Genomic DNA, 20,012 nt, shown 5'->3' with positions numbered 1-20,012 from the left:
AGAAAATAGTTTATTACTTCTTTTCTTTCGTCTCCTCGACAAACTCTTTCGCCTCATCTCCGCGCAGATACCCCGCCAGCCCGATCATTCCGTCGGTGAGGTAGCGGCTTTTGTACCCTTTGAGGGTCAGATAGATGCGTGCCATTTCGGCACGGTCGTAATGGGGACAGACGGTGACGATGGTTTTGTTTTTGTCGAGCTCGTTCAGGCGGTTGGGGAGTTCGTTCAGGGGGATTTTCTTCATAAATGGAAAACTCCACACAGCTTGCTCTTCTTTGAAGCGGATATCGACGAATTCGACCTCTCCCATCTTATAGAGCTCGACCGCTTCGAGGCTTTTGATTTTCATCTCGGTTCGTTCGTTGTAATCGAAGCGTTTGAGGTAATTGTCGAAACTTTCAGCATAAAGTGTGCTTACGATGATGAGAGCTACAATGATTGTTTTCATAGGTTTTCCTAAATCTTATGCTTCGCCAGAAACCGTTTCAGACCATCGGTCGTAAATCCTCCGATATGACGGTCGATCTCACGTCCTTGTGCGTCATACACGATCTGCGTCGGAATCATCCGGATTTTCATCGCGCGCGCCGCGTCCCGCTCCCATCCCACATCGACGAAAAAGATTTTGCGTTTGGGGTCGATCTGTTTTTCAGCATAGAGGAGTTCTCCCATCTCTTTGCACGATTGGCACATCGTCGAACCCGCTTCGACCATCACTACGTGACCTTTGCCGATCTCTTTTTTAACAATAGCATAGGGATAGGGCTGAAGCTCAGCGGCGAGTAGTGAGAGAGACAAAGTTGTGAGTAGGGCAAACAGTTTCATAGGTTTCCTTTTAGAGTTGTTCATAGGCCAGGGTGAAAAAATAGATCCCGATCCCGATCAGGGCGAGGGAAAAGAGTTTCGTCATCCATCCGGTGACAAAGGCTATTTTAGCACTGGACGCGACGCTCTGGGCAAACCCGACCGATACCCCCGCGGCGAGGAGAAGCAATGAATGTCCGAGGGCGAAGATGAGGACCAGCGCATAGGCATACCAGTCGGGGGCGTTGGCCGCGACGGTGATGATCGCCACCAGCGGAGCCGAAGCGCACGGCGTCGATACGAGTCCGAACACCATCCCGATCAAAAACGCCCCGACGTAGCGCAGGGTGATGAGACGGCCCATCCATCGGTTTTTGTCGATCACTTCGGGCAAAACCCCCAGCGAATACAGCCCGATTACGATGGCGGCGATTCCTCCGGCGATATAGGCTTCCAGCGGCGCGATGGAGAAAAAATACCCCATTTTCGCGACCATGTAGGCGAGGATGGAAAAACTCACCGCCACCCCCAGGGCAAACAGAAAGGCAAAAATATAGGTAAATCGCACCCGCTCTTTGGGTGATAGATGCGAGCTCATCCCCAACGCACTACCTACCAGCAGGGGAACCGAGATGATCGAGCAGGGGGCGAGGGAGGTGAGTGCCCCGATCCCGAACGCGGCGGCAAAGACGATGAGGCCGTGCGTTTCGAGTAGGGAGATGAAAAAGGATTCCACTACGGAGCTTTGATCAACTCGACGATCTCAGCGACGCCGAGGAGTTTGCCGGTACTGACCACCTTGCCATCAATCACGAGGCCGGGGGTGCTCATGACGCCGTAGCTCATGATCTTCTGGATATCGTCGACTTTTTCGACCTGGGCGAATTTGCCGCTTTGGGCTACCGCCTGTTTCGCCGCCTCTTCGAGGGCTTTGCATTTGGCACATCCGGTTCCTAAAATTTCGATTTTCATTGTTTCTCTCCCAACAGACATTCTTTCATCATCGGTGCCAATGTTTGGGCATCGACGTCGCCGGTAACGGTAAGTATAGAGCCCCCTTCGACGGAAGTCAACTCGATCCCCTCGATTTTCTGCATCATCGTAGGATCACAGTTGCAGTCGCACTGACCGTTTTGGCACGCTTCGATCTTGGCCCCCAGTTCTTCGGTGCTGAAACCGGTGAGAAACGCCTTGACGCCGTTCGCCTGATTCGTAATATCGATTTTCATATGAGCTCCTATAAAATGGTGTTGAACAAGAATCCGATCCCCATGATTCCCGCTCCGATGATCGCGAAAAAGAGGGCGATAAGGCGGATATGGAGGATCTGTTTGAGGATGATCGCTTCGGGGAGCGAGAGGGCGGTGACCGCCATCATAAACGAGAGCGCCGATCCCAGCAGCATCCCCTTTTGGGTCAGTACTTCCACCAGCGGCATCACCCCCGCCGCCGAAGCGTACATCGGTATCCCCATCAAAACGGCTACGGGGACGGCGTACCATGCATCCCCTCCGGCGTATTGCGCGATAAACTCGGCCGGAACGTAGCCGTGAAACCACGCCCCCACGCCGACGCCCACCATCACCCACAGGTAGATTTTGCGGAAGATGTCGCGGGTGTTGCCCCACGCTTCGTTCACCCGCTCTTTGAAACTCGGCACATAGGTCGGCAGTTCGATATCCCCCGATAGCGGCGGTACGGAAATGAGGACGTATTTTTCGACGTTGAACCGTCCGATCAGCCATCCTCCCAGTATCGCGACGGCGAGGCCGAACCCGATGTAGATCGCGGTGATTTTCCATCCGAAGAGGCTAAAGAGCATCGCGATGGCGATTTCGTTGTTGAGCGGGGCGCTGATGAGGAAGCTGAACGTCACCCCGATGGGTATCCGTGCCTGCAAAAAACCAAGAAAGAGGGGGATCGCCGAGCAGGTGCAAAACGGGGTGATGATTCCGAACAGCGCGGCGAGGACGTTTCCGGTAAACTCGCGCTTGCCCGCGAGGTAGGCGCGCACCTTTTCGGTGTTGAACCATGTCCGCAGAAACGAGACGGCGAAGATGATTGCCAGCAGCAAAAACCAGATTTTGATCGTGTCGTAGAGAAAAAAGTGCAGAGCATCGCCCATCCGGCCCGAAAAACCGAGCCAATCGAGGACGATGGTGCCGCTAAGCTCCTGCCACATGATCAGTCACACAACTCGGATTTGACGATCGGCAAAAGGGTCGCTTCGATCAGATCGAGGGTTTTGGCGTACTCCTCGACCGCTTTGCCGCTGGGATCTTCGAACCCGACGTGGATCGTCTTGATGGCTTTGGGGAACATCGGGCAGGTTTCGTTGGCGTGGTCGCAGACGGTGATGACCAGATCAAATTCGTTGTTCAGAACCGTTTCGATCACTTTGGAGTGATATTCTTCTCTCCAATACCCTTTTGCTTCGAGCAGCGCCTGAGCGTTCGGATTGACTTTGCCGCTCGCTTTGACGCCGGAACTGAAGGCTTTAACACACTCGCCCATTTTGGCATTGATGAGCGCTTCGGCCATGATGGAGCGGCAGCTGTTGCCGGTGCAGAGGATAAGGACGTTTTTCATAGGGTACAACCTTCATTTTGGGATATTTTTTTCAAGGGAGGCAGCTCAAGCTGCAGACAGCGGATTTCGGCCAGCGCTTCGGTTCGGAAGCGATCCAGCGGACTTCGGATGGAATAATAACCCCACGTACCGCACCGATCGACCCGCAAAAATCCCCCGTCTTTGAGGATTTTTAGGTGGCGAGAGAGGCGCGACTGGATCATCCCGAAGCTCTCCTGCAAGTCGCAGACGCATAACGGCCCGTGAGTATCCAGAAATGCCAGCAGTTTCACGCGGGTTTCGTCGTTCAGTGCCGATACGGTTTCTAAAAAAACGTTCATACGCTACCTCCGATTTGTGACAGTGTAACGAAAATAAAATAATATATCAAGATATGTTGATATTATGATACAATTTCGTAATTTTTCAATCGGAGTCCAAAATGGCATTGGCGATCGCTCTGTTTTTAGGCACATTAATCTTTATCATCTGGCAGCCGCGTGGGTTGCAGATCGGTACGACGGCGGCAGTCGGCGCTGTTGCGGCGGTTATCCTCGGTGTCGTCAGCCTCGGCGACGTGTGGACGGTGACGGGAATCGTCTGGGACGCGACGCTGGCATTTATCGGGATTATCCTGCTCTCGATGGTACTCGACGAGATCGGATTTTTCGAGTGGGCGGCGTTGAAAATGGCACGTCTTTCCCGCGGCAACGGCCACCTGATGTTTATCTACATGATGATCCTCGGCGCCCTCGTCGCGGCCTTTTTCGCCAACGACGGGGCGGCGCTGATCCTCACCCCGATCATCCTAGCCAAGATGAAGTATCTCAAAATGAATCCCGTCGCGATGTTCGCGTTTTTGATGGCGGGGGGATTTATCGGCGACAGCGCCTCGAACCCGCTCGTCATCTCGAATCTGACCAACATTGTCACGGCGGGGTATTTCAACCTCGGGTTCTGGGAATACGCCCGTGCGATGTTCCTCCCCAATCTCCTGAGCATCCTCGCCTCCATCGTCGTGCTGTGGCTCTTTTTCCGCAAGGACATCCCGACGCACATCGACGTCGAAAATCTTGCTACACCCGAAAGTGCGATCCGAAACCAGACGATGTTCCGCCTCAGCTGGCCGTTTCTGGGGCTTCTGATGGTCGGCTATTTCGTCGGAGACGCATATCATCTTCCCGTGTCGGTATTTGCCCTCGGCGGTGCTTTGGTGTTCCTCGCCATCGCGACCCATTTCAAAGCGACCAAACCGATCATGACGATCAAGGCCGCCCCGTGGCAGGTCGTGTGGTTCAGCATCGGCCTCTATGTCGTCGTCTACGGCCTCAAAAACGGTGGTCTCACCACCTACCTCGCCGTCTGGATCGTCCAGCTTCAGACGATGGGGAACGCCTATGCCGTAATCGGCACAGGCTTCCTCGCCGCCATCCTCAGCTCGGTCATGAACAACATGCCCACCGTCATGATCATGGACATCGCGATTGCCGAAGCGGGGAACAGTGCGTTGGCCTACGCCAACATCATCGGATGCAACCTCGGACCCAAAATGACTCCGATTGGATCGCTCGCGACGCTGCTGTGGCTCCACGTACTGGCGCAAAAAGGGGTCAAAATAGGGTGGGGTGAATATATGAAAGTAGGGCTGATCGTCACCCCGCCGGTGTTGCTGGCGGCGTTGGTAGGATTACTTTAATTTGATTGCTTCGATCAAGAGAAGAGTGTAGTGATTAGAGGTCGTTTGTTTCTTTTTTTAAATCCAGTAAATTGAAATATTCTAATTGCACTTTGATCGGAAGATCTTTTGTTAGCTTTTTAATTTTTGAGTCAATTAAGATTTTATTTTCATCGTGTATGATCCCAATTAATAAATTGATTTCCACTCGATTAAAGACTGCTTGAATTTGGATAAACCTAAGTATTAACGCATTGATAATTTCAGCGGCAAATGAAGATTTTAATATTTTAATTTCAGCAATATAAAATTGTTTTGTCTCTGAATTAATATATCCTGCATCAATTATGATTGGATCGTCTTCAAATTCAAGCTTAACATTTCTATCGAATTCAATTGAATATTTTTGTTCTATTCTTCGAATTGCTTTTTCTTCTAAGTCCATAATATCATTATAAGACAATAAATCCATTGGAGAAGGAATGTATTCGTCAGTAATAATGGCACTTGGAGTAGGAATGTATTCATCAGCAACAGTGAAATTTACTTCATCCATTGAAGATTTGGCTTCTACGCCAGAAACTTGAACGATTGCATTTTGAATAATTTGTTCTTTTTCATATTTATCTCTGATTTCTTCTTTTGAAGCTTTTGTAATTGAAATAGTTTTCAAAAAGGCATCATCATTCTGATAGTCTTTTGGTGCGTATAATTTTTCGTGATAGCGGGTAACAAGCCAATAAAAAACAGCCAAAACAATCAGAGGAAATCCAATTAAGAAAACAACCAATAACCAAATTTGACTTTCAGAGAAGATAGTTTTTCCGCCAATTCCTATGAGTAAAGATGCGATACCATAAACAAGTAGAATAAATAATCCAATAATTCCAAGAGGATTTTTAACTAAGTTTGAGACAGCACTAGAATTATTTAATAAATTATTATCATTCATTTATGCAATCAATAAAGCTTGATCCGCTTTTTCTTTCATAAGCTCCAATACTTCATTATGATCGGCGGCATCAATGAGCGTGAAGTCTTCTTTTTCCGCTTCTTCTCGTACAAAACGGATTTTATCTGCAAAACCCGTTTTTCCAGCTGCAGGTGGCATATAGATCACTTTGTCGGTGATAGTTTCGTCTTTTAGATATTTTAATAACATGGCATTTTGAAACGTATCCCAAAAATCGACATAAAGTGAAACAAGTTGCGTCGCTACGATAGGTTTTTTGCCTGCGAAAGAAACAAAACTGATCTCTTTTTCTTCACCGAATTCCATAGGAATATGCTTACGGGTTTTGATAGTTTTGTCCCATTTTTTCGCTTTGATTTCTTGTTGTATTGTAGTGATTAGTTTTGTTTTGGAAAAAGGGTTAATCTTACGTTTGTGTTCTAACTGCTTTGCCAATGAAACTTTGGAAGAAAAGGCATTAAGAAGTTCTTCTTCAATATTTTGGGAAGTGATAATGTATTTGGATGGCTCAGATACAATCAATGATGGGGAAAGCTCTCCCGCGCAGATGGTGTCTCTGGAAATCTGTCGTTTTTGGAACATTTCAATAGCGTACTGGACATTTTCAATGTCGGGAATCTGAAAGCATTTACCGAGTTTTCCAAAATCTTCGACTGTTTTGGTGCGGATTTCATGGGTGATAGCGTCTTGAAGGATGACACCTAGATTGAGCACTTCACCCGTATAGGGAATCGATAATTTTAAAACAGATAAGAGTCCATTTTTACTGTCGGATTGTCGGGATGAAAAATCAATCGGCATATAAACTCCTTCTTACTTTTGTATAGCATTTTGTGTTCCGCATACACGCTTCGTAGATGTTATCTTTACGCTCGGACAAAAAACGTGTTATTTTGAATTTTTCATCAGCTGAAAAATCATACAGCTGATCGCAGATCGAAATAATATCAGCGATATCTTCGTCTTTTATTAGTCCAATCGTAGCGGCATAACGTAAAATGTTCGTGAAATGGTTATCTTCGATCTGATCGTATAAAGCTGCACCGTATATAGGTGGATAATGGCAATTATACTCGTTTATCTCTAAGAGAATATTATTTATATCATATCCGGCAAAAATTCTGTCCGCATCAATTGAATTGTAGAATTTTCGTTTCGTATCCTCTCGGACAATGATGTGATTGTATTCGTGACGATCATAGTTTCTGAGATACTGATCGTAGGAAAATATGGAGAGGAATGCGTTGAAGTTGTCTACACTTTTTAACTCATCAAAAAATTCTTCGTAATTTTCCCATTTAAGTGTATTAGGATACCACTCGACGGCAAAATAGTGTTTAGAGGGTAGGGGACTTAATGAAGTGAAATGCTCTGATATATCATCGAAAAGATAATCGCTAATATGGATTATTTTTGCTGGTGGTACGGGTACCTCAATTAAAGAAGCGATGTAATGCGCTATGAACTCGCGGGAGTTGGATGAGTTAAATTTGATTTGGTATTGTTTTCCGTCATCGGCTTTAATAATCGCATAATCAGAAACACCGTGTTCTTTTTGAAAATCGCTCAACCAATCGATAGCATTTGTCGTTGCGTATTCAACCATTTTAATCTTTCGCTTTTTATTTCAGATAGTATATCTTGTTAAATAGTAATTTTTGTAGTTTTACATCTTTGAATGCTTTTGGATGTTGCAGTGGTAAAACATAAGCGCTTAGCCGGTAGTAGTTGATATGGGAGAGCTTTCTGAAGGTATAAGCTTCATTGGTGATGATGAGATTTTTGTCTTTTAAAAGCTGAAGTTGTTGTTCAAAAGTTTTAGGGGATTTGGTATAACCGTTTGATAGATTTTTGATCGTTTGAAGTTGGGAATGTAAGTCGTTCACGAAGAAAACCCCGCCGTTGGCACATTGCAAAGAGGTGGGCAGGGTGTGTTAAACGCGTCACCGGCTAAAGACGCTTTAAAGTTAATTAATTCAAAAAATGCACTGAGACCAACCAAATATTCTGAGTCTGTACATTATAGCAAAAGATAATTTTTTTTGTCAGAACATGATGATATGGCCCGACATCGATTTCGGTTGCCTAGGACTCCTACTGTTTCACAAATCAGTCTAAATTTTAATCACCGATTAATATGTCGTTAACAGCTTTTGGAAGAACTTTATGATAAACTTTCTCAATTTTATTTTCGGGTCTAATTTATGGAACACCACCACCATCATCATCATAACGTCAGCGGAGGAAAGCTCCTCTTTAGTGTCATCCTCAATCTCGTCATCACCGTAGCGCAATTCATCGGGGGGATTCTCTCGGGTTCGCTGGCGCTGCTCAGCGATGCGCTTCATAACTTCAGCGACGTGATGAGCCTTGTTATCAGCTATTACGCGCACAAGCTCTCCCACCGCCCCCAAAACCTGAAGCAGACGTTCGGATTCAAGCGGGCCGAAATTCTGGCGGCTTTGTTCAACGCGTCGGTGTTGATAGCGGTATCGGTCTATTTGATCGTCGAGTCTATCCACCGCTTCATCGAGCCGCAGGCGGTGGCGTCGACGTGGGTTATGGCATTGGCAGCGCTGGGGATTGTTGTCAACGGTCTTTCGGCATGGATGCTTCACCGCGATGCGGACCATAACATCAACATCCGTTCCGCCTATCTGCATCTGATAGGGGATCTAATGACGTCGTTTGCCGTTTTGGCGGGCGGGGCGATGATCTATTTTTACGGATGGTACTGGATCGATCCGCTGCTCTCGCTGCTCATATCGTTTTATCTGATCCGCTCGTCTTACGGGATCGTCAAAGAATCAACGGGGATGCTGATGCAGTTTGCCCCCTCGGATATCTCGGTTGATGCGATCATAGACAAAGCGGCGCAATTCGATGCGATCGAGAACATCCATCATATCCACCTGTGGCAGCTTGACGATGAAACGGTCTTTTTGGAAGCGCGGCTCAATTTTCATCAGGATCTGTGCCTGAGCGAAGTGTCTGCCGTAATCCATGATTTGAGTCATGCCTTGGAAGATATCGGGATCGCCCATACGACTTTTCAGTGCGAAACGGGCAAAAACGGGAGAGAGGCGGTCAGCGCCTCATGCCATGATCATTAACCTTTGATGATGTCGTAGTCGGCGGGGATGAGGGCTTTGAAGCGGGTTGCGTCTATCGGTTTGTTTTGAACGGGCGCAGTGAATTGGATTAGGACTTTGTTGTCAAACCCGTCGGTATAGCTGATGGAGGCGAGAACATCGTTTTTAAAGGTGACCGTATACGTCTGTCCTTTGACGGTCGCCGCGTATCTTTCGTTGTCGACTTTTTTGGCTTTTTGGACAATGGCGAGAAAATCGATTTCGTTTTCGAGCGTACGCAGTGTGACTTGTTCGATAGCAGGCTCGATGACCGTGATTTTCTGGCCGTTGACGTAGACGCTTTTTTGAATCGGTTTTTGGTAGACCCACAAGGCATTCTGCGGTTTTGATGCCCAGATTTCACCGTTGTAACGGATCGTTTTGCCGTTGTCATCGGTGATCGTTTGGATAAATTTCGCGTTAAACGAGGTGATGTCTTTGGGTGCGGCAAAGAGGGAAGCGGAAACAAATAATGCTGCAAGAAAAAAACGCACGGGCAGTCCTTCGGAAAAATAATAGGCGTTATTGTAGCGAATCCCTATTAATCCAAACAATAGATTTCGTATGGTAGAATCAGCGACTTTTTAAATATTGCGCACAATAAGGCCATCAATGCTTCAAACGTTCTTCGGAAAAGTTTTCGGTACAAAAAACGATCGTGAAATCAAAAAATATCTCAAACGGGTAACCCAAATCAATGCGCGCGAAGCGCATTTCGAAGCCATGAGCGATGAAGCGCTTCAGGCCGCTTTCGCTGACCTTAAATCATCCGTCCAGAGCGGAGAAAAGACGTTGGATGACGTACTGGTCGATTCGTTCGCCATTACCCGCGAAGCGGGAAAACGTGCATTGGGGATGCGTCATTTTGACGTTCAGCTGATCGGGGGGATGGTTCTGCACGAGGGCCGGATCGCCGAGATGAAAACGGGGGAAGGAAAAACCCTCGTCGCGACGCTTCCTGTTATTTTGAATGCTATGAGCGGCAAAGGCGTTCACGTCGTTACCGTCAATGACTATCTCGCCGAGCGTGACGGGTCACAGATGTCGGCGCTATACGGATTCCTCGGCTATACGACCGGAATCATTCTGGAAGGGGGATACAACCCTGCGGACAAACGCCTTCAGTACGGATGCGATATTACATACGGAACCAACAATGAATACGGGTTCGACTATCTGCGTGACAACATGACCTATTCGCGCGAGCACATGGTTCAGCGCGGACATGAGTTTGTCATTGTCGACGAAGTCGACTCGATCCTAATCGACGAAGCGCGTACTCCGCTCATCATTTCGGGTCCGACCAACCGGGCGCTTGAGAACTATACCCGCGCCGACGCTGTGGCCAAAGCTCTGGTGAAGGACGAACATTTCACCGTCGATGAAAAAGACCGCCTTGTGCTGATTACCGAAGAAGGAATCGCCCGCGCCGAAGAACTATTCGGCGTTGACAATCTATACAGCATCGAAAATACGGGTCTTTCGCACTACCTCGATCAGTCGCTTAAAGCCAACTACATTTTCGAACGCGATGTCGATTACGTGGTACGGGACGATCAGGTTATCATTGTCGACGAGTTTACCGGACGCCTCAGCGAGGGGCGCCGTTACTCCGAAGGGCTGCATCAGGCATTGGAAGCCAAAGAGGGGGTTGTGATTAAAGAAGAGACCCAAACCCTCGCGGACATCACTTACCAGAACTATTTTCGTATGTACAAAAAAATCGGCGGTATGACGGGAACGGCGCAGACCGAAGCGACCGAATTCGCCCAGATCTACAATCTCGACGTTATTTCGATCCCCACAAACGTCCCTGTTATCCGTCAGGACTTGAACGACCTGATCTACAAAACCGAAGCCGAAAAATTCGATGCCGTCATCGCAAAAATCAAAGAGCTTCACGCCAAAGGACAGCCGGTCCTGATCGGTACGGCATCGATTGAAAAATCGGAAAAACTGCATGCGCTGATCAAGGCCGAGAAAATTCCCCACACCGTACTGAACGCGAAAAACCACGCTCAGGAAGGGGAAATCATCAAGCATGCCGGGGAAAAAGGGGCGATCACGATCGCAACCAATATGGCCGGACGCGGGGTCGACATCAAAGTCGACGATGAGATCAAAGCCCTCGGAGGCCTTTATATCCTCGGGACCGAGCGTCACGAAAACCGCCGTATCGATAACCAGCTGCGCGGACGTGCAGGGCGTCAGGGTGATCCGGGGACAAGCCAGTTTTACCTTTCGCTCGAAGACAATCTTCTCCGTATTTTCGGTTCGGACAAAATCAAAGCGATCATGGAACGCCTCGGCGTCGAAGACGGTGAGTACATTGAATCGACGATGGTGACCCGTGCCGTTGAAAAAGCGCAGAAAAAAGTCGAAAACATGCACTTTGAAGGGCGTAAACATATCGTCGAATACGATGACGTCGCCAACGAGCAGCGTAAAATCGTCTACCGTTTCCGCGGAGAGCTGCTCGATCCGGAATATAACATCGCAGATAAGATCAAAACCAACCGTGCCGAATATGTCGATCGTACATTGGCATTTTGCGGTATTTTTGAGGGAATTCCCGAAGAAGAAATCGATCTTGAACGTCTGATTCTGACATTCAAAGAGGAACTGGGCGCCGATTTGGACGTTTCACTTTTCAGCGATAAAAGTGTTGAGGGGATTCGCGAGAGAGCTTTGGAAGTCCTCACTGCGGAATACGAATCGAAAATGTCGGTCGTTGATATGAAACTGCGCAGCGATATCGAGAAAGAGATCTATCTCAAAACCCTCGATACCGCATGGAGAGAACACCTTTATCAGATGGACAGCATGAAAACGGGTATCCGACTGCGTGCCTATAACCAAAAAGACCCCCTCGTCGAGTATAAAAAAGAGAGTTTCAACCTTTTCACCGAGCTGGTAGAGACGATTAAGTACGATACGGTCAAAACGCTCCATGTTATCCGCTTCAAAGTCGAATCCATCGAAGAAGAGGCTGAAGCGCTCGCACATCAGATGGAGATGGAGAAAAAGCAAGAAGCAATGCGCATGGCTCTCAACCAGAGCAAGCACGAGGGCGAAGAGAAAAAAATCGCTCGCAATGACGACTGCCCCTGCGGCAGCGGTCTCAAATACAAAAACTGCTGCGGCAAGTCAGGACCGAAAAAAGGGGTATTCGCCTCTTGAGTATCGTCTCCTATCTCGTTAAGCGCTTTTTGCGTTTCGACAAAGAGCAGCCTTTTATTTTCCTCTCGGCTCTGCTGGCTTTTTCCGGGATCGCACTTGGGGTCATGGTTCTCATCATCGCGATGGCACTGATGAACGGCTTTGACAACGAGTTCAAGAAAAAACTCACCGTTATGAATTATCCCCTTACGATTCAGCCAAAATTTTTCGGCACCGTCGATACCGCTTTGGTTGAAAAGCTTCGCGTAGAGTTCCCCGATCTGGTTTTTAGCCCTTACGTCACGTCCGCAGTCCTTTCGCGCAGCGGCGATCAGATGGAAGGCGGATACCTTTTTGGTGTTGATTTCACGCAGGAAGCCAAGGTTAACCGCATTCTTGCCGAAGGTCTAAAAGGACGGGTTCCAAGCGGATTCGAAGTGATGATCGGCAAAACCCTCAAAGAACAGTTTCTGATCAGCGAAGGAGACAAGCTGACCTACATTTTTACCCAGATGGAGCCGGGTGGATTGGCATTGACGCCGAAAATCAAGCGATTTGATGTCGTTACGACGTTTGATTCGGGATTGAGCGCCTATGATAAGGGATTTTCGTACACGACGATCGCATCACTGCAAAAAATCCTGGGAATTCCCGAAAACCTTTACGACGGCATCCATATCCATTCGGCTAATCCCGAAGCCGACATTCATCGGTTGGCAGCCGTACTTCCCGATACCGTATCGATTCGCGGATGGTGGGAAGACAACGGCAATTTCTTCGCTGCCCTCGAGATGGAAAAAATGGCCCTTTTTATCGTCCTGATGCTGATTATTCTGATCGCTGCAATCAACATCATCTCCTCGCTTCTGATGACGGTGATGAACCGCCGCAGCGAAATCGCGCTTCTTATTTCTCTGGGAGCATCAAAACAGGAAGTCAAACGGGTCTTTTTGATCCTCGGGATCGTCATCGGAGCGTTGGGAATTCTGACGGGTACGATTTTGGGATTCTTGGGGATGTGGATTCTGGGGACGTTCGAGATCATCTCGCTGCCCGCCGACGTTTACCCAACCTCGACGCTGCCTCTTGACTTGAGCGTTATCGATTTCTTCTCGATTATCATCGGTGCGTTCGTGATTGTTCTGCTTTCGTCATGGTATCCGGCGAAAAAAGCGTCCGAAGTAGATGTCTTAACTGTTTTAAGAAATGAGTAGAGAGCATGGCTACAGATCAAGCTTTTATATCGAGGTTTTGTCCTAGACCGGTAAGCGCTGAGCCGGAAATGCTTCCTGAGAGATCGGAAGAGGGCATGGCACTTTCCAAAATCTTCATAATCCCTTCTCCCTGAACTTCTATCGCTTTTTTCATCGCGTAAATTTCAAGGCCCGTTCCACTATTACTGTTGATTGAATCCATTAATGACACCTCCTCATAAAGTATCAAACATATATCGGTATTGAGAAACAATAATTTAATGTCAAGAAAGTGTCAAGAGAGTTGTCATGACAGATTGACACGTTTGCCGTACTATTCGAGTATCCAACAAGAGGAGGCAGGTTATGAAATACCTCGCAATCGTCAGTATGTTCTCAATATCGCTTATGGCGGCGTCACCCGATGTGGTTCAATACATGAATGAACTCTCAAAAACGGCAAAAGCCGAAAATCCTTCTTTTAGCGGATTTGATGCGGCACGAGGGAAAGAAATTTTCACCTCGACGCATACCGGCAAACAAGGCAAACCCATGGCATGTACCAGCTGTCATACGGTTAATCTCTCAAGTCCGGGCAAAAATTCCCTTACCGGAAAAGTGATCGATCCGCTTTCGCCGCGTGCAAATCCGCAGCGTCTGACCAGTACCAAAGAGGTGAAAAAATGGCTCAAACGCAATTTTATGGATGTGTATGCCCGTGAGGGAACCGCACAGGAAAAAGGTGACACTCTCGCCTATATCATGAAAAATTAATCTCAAGGAGAGACAATGACAAAGTTATTAAACCTATCGGTAGCCGCCTTAATCGTAGTCGGCGGTATTTGTCTTTATGCAGACGATGATCACGAAGAGCATGTACGGCATGCTTCGAGCTTTGTAGCGAAGCCGATGACAAAGCAAGAGAAGACAAGCGTCGCGTTGTACCAAAAAGAGTGCGGTGCCTGCCATTTTGCGTATCAGCCCGAGTTTTTGCCGAAACGCTCTTGGGATAAAACGATGAATTCGTTGAACAACCATTTCGGAACCGATGCAACACTCGATCCGGCTGAGCATAAAACGATTCAAAATTATTTGGCCGCTCATGCATCCAAATACGACCGTATGACCGGAATGGGAGGGGAAATCGCCATGCGTATTTCGCAAACGCCTAATTTCGTGCACGAGCATCGCGAAATTCCTAAAAAATTGGTGATACAAGAAGCGGTCAAAAGCTTCGCGAACTGCGCTTCATGTCATACCAAGGCCGCGAGCGGCAGCTATCGCGAGCGCGAAATCCGTATTCCCAATTACGGCAGCTGGGAATAAGCAGTAGGAGCATCTGATGAAACGGGTATATGTCTGGACACTGCCTACACGGCTGTTTCACTGGCTGTTTGTCGTATTAATCGTTGCCGCATGGATCAGCACCGAAGAAGACCGGTGGTTAAATATCCATGCTGTGATCGGAAGTACCGTCGGAGTATTGGTCATGTTTCGGATTGTGTGGGGGATCATAGGGCCAAGATATTCCCGTTTCGGTGACTTTCATCTCTCTTTTAGTGCATTGAAAGAGTATCTTTTATCCCTATTGAATCCCTCACGCCGCACAATCGGGCACAATCCGGCGGCTAGCTTCGTCATGATTGCGATGCTCTCGACGGTAGTTCTTGCCGTATTCAGCGGTATGCTTGCCTATGGAATACAGGAAAACAGAGGCCTACTTGCATCTTTACATACAGGATTTTTTCAGGACATGGAGATGTTTGAAGAGATTCATGAGTTTTTCGCCAATCTCTTGTGGGTTTTGATTGTGGCACATGTGGGGGGAGTGTTGGTTGATCGACTCTTGCACAAAAATGACCGTACACTCAATTCGATCATAGACGGCTATAAAAATATGGAAGGGGAAAGTGCCGCTTTATCATGGTTCCAAAAAGTCGTAGCGATTATCGGTGTCGGCGGCACTATTGCATTCCTTGCATATGCTTTGAGTACTCCGAACAATCCTGTTGTCGCGGGATACAATGAAAAGATTGATTACGCAAAAATCAACCCCGTTTTCGTCAATGAATGCGGTTCATGCCATACCCTCTATCCGCCGACTCTACTTCCTAAGGAGTCGTGGGCGAAATTGATGGGGGATTTATCGAATCATTTCGGCGATGATGCTTCGCTTGATCCGGCCGATCAGCAATCAATACTTGCGTATCTTTTGGCACATTCGGCAGAAACCTCCGATCAAGAGATGTCGGTTAAAATGCTGAAAACCTTTCAAAATCGCGATATGATAGCAATGACGCAAACGCCGTTTTGGAAAAAGAGACACAAAGATATATCGGAAGAGATTTTTACAAGCGATCATGTAAAAAGCCGTGCAAACTGCAAAGCCTGCCATAGTGATGTAGAGCAGGGGACAATCGAAGATAGCGCGATAAAAGCGATATAACAAAGAGGACAGCATGAAGTGGACAGCAATTTTTATAACGGTGCTGTGTTTATCAGGGATTAACCCCGCTAGTGCCGACGATGATCATCGCTTTCCGATGGATTTGCATGATTTGGGGCTGACAAAGCAGCAACATCGCTCCGTTGAAGAGGCGATGAAAGAGTATCAATACTCTTATCGCCGTTTTCATCATAAGAGTGAAAAAATCCAAGAAGAGATCAATGCATTATTTTTGAATTCGCCGTTTGACTCGGATGCATTTCGCTCTAAAAGCTTGGAGAGGGAGAGGGGTTCGATTGAGATTCAAACCCGATTATTCGAACGGATACATGCTATTTTGACTCCTGAACAAAAACGGCGTTTTGTCCGTCATTTGGAGGAGTGGGACAGTGAGTAGAAAAGTCCTTTTGATCGAAGACGACCCTGCTCTTCAAGAATTGATTTGTTCGTTTTTGACTTCGTATGGATTTGAGACGCACGGATATTCCGATCCGAAAAAAGCGCTTGAATGTCTGCTGGTGAAAAAAGAGCCTTTTGATATCGTCGTTTTGGATCTGATGCTTCCGGGGATGGACGGATTTGATGTGGCTAAAATGATCAAAAGCCAGCTTGATATCCCTATTATCATCTCCTCTGCACGCACCGATATCGGAAATAAAATCTACGGTTACGATTTGGGAACCGACGATTATCTCGACAAACCGTATGAACCGCGTGAACTTGTTCTTCGGATAGAGGCGGTACTTCGCCGTTACGGACGTAAAAGTGAACTGGTCGTATCTGATTTTACAATTGACGAATCGAGTAAATCGGTAATGATGGCGGGGTATCCGATCGATTTGACACGGGTCGAATTCGACATATTCTTGCTATTGGTCAAAAATCGGGGTAAAAACCTCTCCCGTGATCAGATCATCGGTTCTTTGGGACTCGGAGATGAGACAAAACACCGCACCATCGATATGCATATTAGCAATATCCGTCTCAAAATCGGCGATGATGCCAAAGAACCCCGCTACATCAAATCGATATGGGGTATCGGCTATAAATTTACGGGATAACTAATGTCAATTTTTACCAAAATCACCGTATTGTTTCTGATCAGTCTGATGCTTATGATCGGTATCGGATACAGGATCGATACGATCAATACCGAAAAATACGAATCGATCGTTGTGCAAAAATATCTCCTAGACGGACGAAAAATATTCAGATGGATGGCGACATCCTCCGCTGATGAACTCGAAGATAAATTTCGGTCATTGAATCTGGTCAAAATACCCCCTGTGGTCTCGTATCAGGTCATGATGCGCCAATCACATACCTTCGGATTGTTTGAGATACTCAAAGCAAATGAAGGAAGATACATCCTGCATATACGCTATATCGATGAGGATATCTATTTACTCGATACGACGCTCAAAGAAGCTCTGAGAGAGGGGTGGATACTCAATTTGCTCGTTCTAGCCGACATCGTTGTTTTAGCCGTTATTTTTATCATAATCTTGCGGATGTTATCACCTTTAAATGTGATAACCGGGAGTATGCGGCGATTCGCGCAGGGAGAATATCACAGCCGCAGTACAATCACATCTCACGATGAGATAGGGGAGGTGGCGCGTAGTTATAACGAAATGGCGCAAACCATCGAAAGCCTGATTCGATCACGCGAAGAGCTGCTCCGTGACGTCGGACACGAGTTGCGTACCCCTATCGCACGCGGTCTGTTTGCAGTGGAACAAATAGAAGCTTCAACCGCGCGCGATACTCTTAAGCATTCGTTCAAAGAACTGGATGAACTTACCCGTGAACTTTTGGAGATCGAAAGACTACAGACAACCGGTTTGATTCATTCCGGGGTATTTACTGCCGAAACACTGCTAATGGAAGCCTTATCGAAGCTCTGTCTTGCCGATGAATCTGCGATAGCGGTTACTATTCAAACCAATTTTACCATTCAGGGAGATTTGCATTATCTTTCAATGGCATTAAAAAACTTACTTGACAACGGACTCAAATATGCCGATCGGTTACCAATAAGATTGGAAGTCTTATCTGAGCGTATCAGCGTATTGAATCACGGCAGACCGCTGGAAAAAGAGTTGGATTATTTTTTGACGCCGTTTACCCGGCAAGAGAGTTCGCGTACCACACATGGATTCGGGCTTGGGCTAAATATCGTCAGTAAGATTGTTGCCAAACACGGCTTTTTATTAACGCACGAATACGAAAATGAAACACACTGCTTTTCCATTATCTTTGGAAGTACAAAGTAACTATTTTTTCTTTTCATCGGGTATCATCCATAAAAACGGATAGATCACCGTCCGTTTCAGGATATTAAACGGTGCGGTGACGATCTCTTTGGCGATAGCCGTTTCGATCTTCGGATCATCCAGACTCCCGCTGAGCGTGAGGGTCGTCGACACCGATCCGTCATTCCCCAGCAGAATATATCCGACCATCGGAACTTTCCCCAATTTAGACCCCAAATCGGTTTTGAGCGTCATTTCTCCCTCGAGAGTTCGGGCATTGATGTCTGCTTTTCCTTCGCCCAGTATTTTCATTTCAGGGGAGTTAAGGGTGAAGTTGTCGACTTTGAGGATTCCTTTCGAGTAAGCAAAGTGAGCATATCCTTCTTGTACGGGAAGCCCTTTGCTGTTGTAATTGGGAAGAGAAAACGTGGTGAGCGAAGGGACGGTATTGATAAACGCCAGAACATTGTTGAGGACTTTGTAATCTTTGAGCACGGTATTTTCAACGCGCATGATCCCGTCAAACGCTTCACTTCCACCTTTGGCCTGAAACGAGAATTTGCCGCCGTCAAAATCGCTCAGGGCAAAAAGATGTTTCATAAAGGTGTCGTTGAACCCTTTTCCGTCGATAATAAAAGCTCCGTCCCGTATTTTAAGAGTCGCAAGCCCTTCTTCATGCTGCAATGATCCGTTAAAGCCGTCCTCGTCCATCGTCGCATCCAGCGTATCGGCGACGATTTTACGCCCTTTCATCAGGTGAAGATACGTATGGGTAGCGTGAATGCGGACCGGTGCGGTCTTCTCGCCGGAGGATGCATCCGTTTCGCCGTTGGCGAAAAAAGCGAGGAATTTGAATAGCTCCGGGAGGTTGAGTCCGGTGTTGTTTGCCCGTACATAGGTTCTCTGAGGGGTGTGGTTGATGACAAGTCGGTCGTTGACGCGGATCGTGGAATCGCCGTCTTTATACGATCCGTTAAAACGGTATTGCGAGAGGGGTACATTGTTCACGACAATCAGAGGATAGGGGTAGCGGATGGAGCCGCTAAAACGGTATTGGGAACGCTCACCCGTATAATACAGATGCAAATTGCCGTTATCGATGTGGTAACGTCGAAGCAGAGGAGAACGGCGTGAAAGGAGCGAGATGTCATCCAACGCGATCTGCCATCCTTCCGGTATCGTTGTAAAACGGGCTTTGAGTGCCGGAACGTCGAGCCGAATCTCATTTTCCGCATTATTGATATGGAGATCTGCCGATTCGTTCTGATTGACAAGAGGAGTGATCTTTGGATTCAAAGGGATCATTTTGTTGAGTCGGAACAGCCCTTTTTGCGTATCGGTATTAAACGAACCGGATAGATTCGCTTTGAGCCAGTTTCCGGCGACCGTCTCGATTCCGGAAAACGCCAGAACATCGTTTTTCCATACGGCTTTAAACGGAGAAATAAGAATGGGAAGCTGATGTATCGACCATGACGAGGCGTTGGGGGTATCCAGTTTAAATGCGGTGCCGTCGTATTTCATCGCAAGGTTAAAGGGCGCATTCATCAAAGCGGCATCGTCGAGCCGCAGATGATCGATCTGAAGTTTTATATCGGATTGTTTTTGCGTGCCGTCAAAACGGGCGGTAAGCGTTCCTCGGAGTTTATCGGCGATGCCAAAGCGCAGGGGAGAAAGGGCCATGCGCATATTGGCATAATCAAACGCGGTCGTAAACCCTCCGATTCGAAGCGTTTCGCCCATCGCGTTCCACACAGACTCTTGTACCTGGATCGTATCGCCCTGAGGCCTGATTTTATACTCAACCT

The 20,012-nt window shown here is 47.3% G+C and carries 24 protein-coding genes; 10 read left to right on the top strand and 14 right to left on the bottom strand.

Annotated features, from left to right (window positions below):
* Positions 1-13: 13 nt before the first annotated feature.
* The 8 genes from JU82_RS05865 to JU82_RS05830 are packed head-to-tail and all read right to left on the bottom strand — an operon-like array spanning position 14 to position 3,713.
* Positions 14-448, bottom strand: coding sequence for a rhodanese-like domain-containing protein (locus JU82_RS05865; protein WP_037947902.1), 435 nt, complete (start codon positions 446-448; stop codon positions 14-16).
* Between the two features lie 8 nt (positions 449-456).
* Positions 457-825, bottom strand: coding sequence for a thioredoxin family protein (locus JU82_RS11845; RefSeq protein WP_294892305.1), 369 nt, complete (start codon positions 823-825; stop codon positions 457-459).
* Positions 826-835: 10 nt separating this feature from the next.
* Positions 836-1,540, bottom strand: a complete 705-nt coding sequence (locus tag JU82_RS05855; protein WP_037947899.1) for a cytochrome c biogenesis protein CcdA — start codon at positions 1,538-1,540, stop codon at positions 836-838.
* The gene (locus JU82_RS05850; RefSeq protein WP_037947891.1) at positions 1,540-1,776 is read right to left on the bottom strand and encodes a thioredoxin family protein; all 237 of its coding nucleotides are present in this window, start codon (positions 1,774-1,776) and stop codon (positions 1,540-1,542) included. Before JU82_RS05850 ends, JU82_RS05855 begins: the two co-directional genes overlap by 1 nt.
* A complete protein-coding gene (locus JU82_RS05845) occupies positions 1,773-2,033 on the bottom strand; it encodes a hypothetical protein (RefSeq protein ID WP_037947890.1) in 261 nt (86 codons plus the stop codon). Before JU82_RS05845 ends, JU82_RS05850 begins: the two co-directional genes overlap by 4 nt.
* An 8-nt stretch (positions 2,034-2,041) precedes the next feature.
* Entirely contained in the window at positions 2,042-2,986 is a 945-nt protein-coding gene (locus JU82_RS05840; protein WP_037947888.1) for a permease, read from the bottom strand.
* Between the two features lie 2 nt (positions 2,987-2,988).
* On the bottom strand, positions 2,989-3,393 hold the full coding sequence (locus tag JU82_RS05835) for an arsenate reductase ArsC (protein ID WP_037947885.1): 405 nt from the start codon (positions 3,391-3,393) through the stop codon (positions 2,989-2,991).
* The gene (locus tag JU82_RS05830; protein ID WP_037947882.1) at positions 3,390-3,713 is read right to left on the bottom strand and encodes a metalloregulator ArsR/SmtB family transcription factor; all 324 of its coding nucleotides are present in this window, start codon (positions 3,711-3,713) and stop codon (positions 3,390-3,392) included. The genes JU82_RS05835 and JU82_RS05830 overlap by 4 nt, the downstream gene beginning before the upstream one ends.
* Before the next feature lie 101 nt (positions 3,714-3,814).
* Here JU82_RS05830 and JU82_RS05825 point away from each other — a divergent pair, with 101 nt between their 5' ends.
* Positions 3,815-5,068: an arsenic transporter gene (locus tag JU82_RS05825; RefSeq protein WP_037947879.1), complete on the top strand. Its 1,254-nt coding sequence runs from the start codon at positions 3,815-3,817 to the stop codon at positions 5,066-5,068.
* A gap of 34 nt (positions 5,069-5,102) precedes the next feature.
* On the opposite strand, the gene JU82_RS11840 is transcribed toward JU82_RS05825, so the two are convergent.
* Genes JU82_RS11840 through JU82_RS05810 form a run of 3 tightly spaced genes read right to left on the bottom strand, consistent with a single transcriptional unit; the run spans position 5,103 to position 7,626 of the window.
* Positions 5,103-5,999 (bottom strand): hypothetical protein, encoded by an 897-nt coding sequence (locus tag JU82_RS11840; protein ID WP_294892299.1) that lies wholly within the window; start codon positions 5,997-5,999, stop codon positions 5,103-5,105.
* Positions 6,000-6,821 carry a hypothetical protein gene (locus JU82_RS05815; protein WP_037947876.1) on the bottom strand — a complete coding sequence of 274 codons (822 nt, stop codon included), beginning with the start codon at positions 6,819-6,821 and terminating at the stop codon, positions 6,000-6,002. It abuts the gene before it with no gap.
* Positions 6,811-7,626 carry a HipA family kinase gene (locus JU82_RS05810; RefSeq protein ID WP_037947873.1) on the bottom strand — a complete coding sequence of 272 codons (816 nt, stop codon included), beginning with the start codon at positions 7,624-7,626 and terminating at the stop codon, positions 6,811-6,813. The genes JU82_RS05815 and JU82_RS05810 overlap by 11 nt, the downstream gene beginning before the upstream one ends.
* Before the next feature lie 598 nt (positions 7,627-8,224).
* Here JU82_RS05810 and JU82_RS05800 point away from each other — a divergent pair.
* The gene (locus tag JU82_RS05800; RefSeq protein WP_037947868.1) at positions 8,225-9,133 is read left to right on the top strand and encodes a cation diffusion facilitator family transporter; all 909 of its coding nucleotides are present in this window, start codon (positions 8,225-8,227) and stop codon (positions 9,131-9,133) included.
* Here JU82_RS05800 and lolA read toward each other — a convergent pair.
* Complete coding sequence (gene lolA / locus JU82_RS05795; RefSeq protein WP_037947865.1) at positions 9,130-9,645, bottom strand: LolA-like outer membrane lipoprotein chaperone; 516 nt, start codon at positions 9,643-9,645, stop codon at positions 9,130-9,132. The genes JU82_RS05800 and lolA overlap by 4 nt on opposite strands.
* A 118-nt stretch (positions 9,646-9,763) precedes the next feature.
* On the opposite strand from lolA, the gene secA reads away from it, so the two are divergent.
* A complete protein-coding gene (gene secA / locus JU82_RS05790; protein ID WP_037947862.1) occupies positions 9,764-12,331 on the top strand; it encodes a preprotein translocase subunit SecA in 2,568 nt (855 codons plus the stop codon).
* Positions 12,328-13,524 carry an ABC transporter permease gene (locus tag JU82_RS05785; RefSeq protein ID WP_294892295.1) on the top strand — a complete coding sequence of 399 codons (1,197 nt, stop codon included), beginning with the start codon at positions 12,328-12,330 and terminating at the stop codon, positions 13,522-13,524. The genes secA and JU82_RS05785 overlap by 4 nt, the downstream gene beginning before the upstream one ends.
* A 16-nt stretch (positions 13,525-13,540) precedes the next feature.
* Here the strand turns inward: JU82_RS05785 and JU82_RS05780 are convergent, their stop codons facing one another.
* Positions 13,541-13,726, bottom strand: a complete 186-nt coding sequence (locus tag JU82_RS05780; RefSeq protein ID WP_037947857.1) for a hypothetical protein — start codon at positions 13,724-13,726, stop codon at positions 13,541-13,543.
* Positions 13,727-13,869: 143 nt separating this feature from the next.
* On the opposite strand from JU82_RS05780, the gene JU82_RS05775 reads away from it, so the two are divergent.
* From JU82_RS05775 to JU82_RS05745, 6 genes are read left to right on the top strand one after another with little or no spacing between them, the layout of a single operon-like run.
* Positions 13,870-14,277 (top strand): DUF1924 domain-containing protein, encoded by a 408-nt coding sequence (locus JU82_RS05775; RefSeq protein ID WP_037947853.1) that lies wholly within the window; start codon positions 13,870-13,872, stop codon positions 14,275-14,277.
* Between the two features lie 15 nt (positions 14,278-14,292).
* Positions 14,293-14,829: a diheme cytochrome c gene (locus JU82_RS05770; protein WP_037947850.1), complete on the top strand. Its 537-nt coding sequence runs from the start codon at positions 14,293-14,295 to the stop codon at positions 14,827-14,829.
* Between the two features lie 16 nt (positions 14,830-14,845).
* The gene (locus JU82_RS05765; RefSeq protein WP_294892292.1) at positions 14,846-15,949 is read left to right on the top strand and encodes a cytochrome b/b6 domain-containing protein; all 1,104 of its coding nucleotides are present in this window, start codon (positions 14,846-14,848) and stop codon (positions 15,947-15,949) included.
* A gap of 13 nt (positions 15,950-15,962) precedes the next feature.
* Positions 15,963-16,346 carry a periplasmic heavy metal sensor gene (locus tag JU82_RS05755; protein WP_037947847.1) on the top strand — a complete coding sequence of 128 codons (384 nt, stop codon included), beginning with the start codon at positions 15,963-15,965 and terminating at the stop codon, positions 16,344-16,346.
* The gene (locus JU82_RS05750; RefSeq protein ID WP_037947843.1) at positions 16,339-17,010 is read left to right on the top strand and encodes a response regulator transcription factor; all 672 of its coding nucleotides are present in this window, start codon (positions 16,339-16,341) and stop codon (positions 17,008-17,010) included. Before JU82_RS05755 ends, JU82_RS05750 begins: the two co-directional genes overlap by 8 nt.
* Positions 17,011-17,013: 3 nt before the next feature.
* Complete coding sequence (locus JU82_RS05745; RefSeq protein WP_037947838.1) at positions 17,014-18,225, top strand: ArsS family sensor histidine kinase; 1,212 nt, start codon at positions 17,014-17,016, stop codon at positions 18,223-18,225.
* Here the strand turns inward: JU82_RS05745 and JU82_RS05740 are convergent.
* Positions 18,226-20,012 (bottom strand): AsmA-like C-terminal domain-containing protein (locus tag JU82_RS05740; protein ID WP_037947835.1); only part of this gene is annotated, 1,787 nt, incomplete at its 5' end. It lies immediately after the preceding gene.

Source organism: Sulfuricurvum sp. MLSB, from assembly GCF_000747095.1.
GTDB lineage: Bacteria > Campylobacterota > Campylobacteria > Campylobacterales > Sulfurimonadaceae > Sulfuricurvum.
The sequence above is the reverse complement of the archived record's forward strand: the minus strand, read 5'-3'. Positions and strand labels throughout refer to the sequence as shown.